Genomic DNA, 1,796 nt, shown 5'->3' with positions numbered 1-1,796 from the left:
GGCGGCGGCTGGATGCGCAAGGCGAAGCAGTCGGGCCGGGATTACCTCTCGATCACGCTGGCAGACCCGCAGATCGGCCCCCGAAAAATCTTCGCCAATCTCGCGCCCGTCAAAGGCAAGAAAGGCCGTCACGTGATCCTCTGGAACCCGCGCGACTAAGCCGGTCCATCCAGCCCCGGCAAGCCGCCCCGGAGTTTCCTCCGGGGCGGCTTTTGTCTGTGAACAGACGGGTGCCGCCTAAAGTTAACCCGGACGGACGCGCGGCGTGCCGCCCGCTTGGTCCCTGCCGGTCCTCCCGGCTCAGAGGTATCTTCTGACGGTCAACAGACCTCAAGGGAGAAGCCCTCATGAGCCCGCCGGAAAAGCCGCCCGCGCCTCTGCGCCCCAGTCCTGCGCCGCCGAAGCCTGATGCCTGGCTGACGACCGACGAAGCCGCCGGTCATCTCGGCCTCACGCCCAAAACCCTCGCCAATATGCGCTCGCTGGGGACCGGCCCCTCCTTCCACAAGATCGGCAGCAAGGTCTGGTATCTGGGCGAAGACCTCCTCACCTATCGGCGCCGACGCCGATACATCGCCTCAGGGGTTCGCGATGACCGGTAAGCGCCTTTGTGTGGCCGGTCTGTCCGCTCTGTCCCTGCTGGCTCTGATACCGCCCGATGGCCCGCCGAGCCTGATCTGGAACCGGACAGAAAGCGTGCCAACCGGGCTCTATTGGATCGATCAGAATGGGCCGATCCAGCGGGGCGCTCTGGTCGCCTATCTGCCCTCAGGCCCGCTCAGGAGCTGGATTGAGGACCGGCGCTATACCGGCCGAAACTGGCCCCTGCTCAAACGCGTGATCGCGCTTGAAGGGGACACCGTCTGCCGGTGCGGACACCGCGTTTGGGTGAATGACGCGCCCATTGCAATAGCCCTTTCAGCCGACAGTGCGGACCGCGCCCTGCCGCGCTGGCAGGGGTGTCGCACTCTGGGACCGGACGACATTTTTCTGCTGGCCGATCATCCGGAATCCCTCGATGGCCGCTACTTCGGCGCACAGGAGAGCACTGGCCTCATCGGGGTCGCCCGTCCTGTCTGGACGCTGGCCAGTGCAACGGAAATGGCCTCAGATGGACACACCGGGGGGGTGGAGGCGCGGAGGGCAAGATTAAGGGACTGTCCCACGGCCAGCCCCAATGTATTGTCTGCACATCCTTTTTCAGGTGACACACGGCCAGACAGCCTGCGGACAGAGGCGCCGGTGTGCCCTTGCTCCGATGACTGACGAGAAGGATTTTACGCCGCGCCTCGGGCGGATCGGGTCGCAGACGCCTCTACGCCAGACCACGCAGCTCAAACGTCTTGCCAGGGCGGTGCGCAAAGGTCAGCCACGCGCCCATAACGGAGGCCGCCTCCAGGCTGGCGCCGTCCGGTTTCAGGGACGAGGCAAGGCGGCCGCCGCCATGGCGCGGCACTGGTCTCATGCCCGGCAGCGCCGCGTTGTGGTCAAGGTCCATATCGCCAGAGCTGGCCCGGCAGGCAATGCAGCCTTCGCCCGACACCTTTCCTATATCCACCGGGAGGGAACAGACCGGGACGGTCATCGCGGTACGCTGTATGATCGCGACGGAGAGGTAAGCGATGCGACTAAATTCAATGAGCGGGCCCGCGACGACCGGCGCCAGTTCCGCCTGATCGTTTCGCCCGAGGATTCCGGGCAGATGAAAGATTTAACGGCCTTCACCCGCGCGCTCATGGAACAGGCCGAAAAGGATCTTCGACAACGGCTCGACTGGGTCGCCGTCAATCACCATG

The 1,796-nt window shown here is 64.9% G+C and carries 3 protein-coding genes and 1 pseudogene; all 4 read left to right on the top strand.

The genetic code is table 11. The features are described 5' to 3' along the window. Window positions 1-12: 12 nt before the first annotated feature. On the top strand, window positions 13-159 hold the full coding sequence (locus HPO_RS20440) for a DUF736 family protein (protein WP_241767969.1): 147 nt from the start codon (window positions 13-15) through the stop codon (window positions 157-159). 188 nt (window positions 160-347) lie between these two features. After that, window positions 348-602 (top strand): helix-turn-helix transcriptional regulator, encoded by a 255-nt coding sequence (locus tag HPO_RS19315; protein ID WP_035602852.1) that lies wholly within the window; start codon window positions 348-350, stop codon window positions 600-602. Further along, window positions 592-1,266, top strand: a complete 675-nt coding sequence (locus HPO_RS19310; protein ID WP_051612853.1) for a S26 family signal peptidase — start codon at window positions 592-594, stop codon at window positions 1,264-1,266. Before HPO_RS19315 ends, HPO_RS19310 begins: the two co-directional genes overlap by 11 nt. After that, a pseudogene (locus HPO_RS19305) lies at window positions 1,259-1,796 on the top strand (hypothetical protein); the annotation flags it as partial. The gene HPO_RS19310 and the pseudogene HPO_RS19305, both read left to right, overlap by 8 nt.

It is taken from the genome of Hyphomonas polymorpha PS728 (assembly GCF_000685315.1).
Lineage (GTDB): Bacteria > Pseudomonadota > Alphaproteobacteria > Caulobacterales > Hyphomonadaceae > Hyphomonas > Hyphomonas polymorpha.
Note: the sequence above shows the minus strand (reverse complement) of the source record. Positions and strands in the feature narration are given on the sequence as shown.

Excerpts from the sequence above, each read along its gene's own strand:
- HPO_RS20440 (WP_241767969.1), top strand. The coding sequence starts at position 13 with ATGCGCAAGGCGAAGCAGTCGGGCCGGGATTACCTCTCGATCACGCTG.
- HPO_RS19310 (WP_051612853.1), top strand. The coding sequence starts at position 592 with ATGACCGGTAAGCGCCTTTGTGTGGCCGGTCTGTCCGCTCTGTCCCTG.
- HPO_RS19315 (WP_035602852.1), top strand. The coding sequence starts at position 348 with ATGAGCCCGCCGGAAAAGCCGCCCGCGCCTCTGCGCCCCAGTCCTGCG.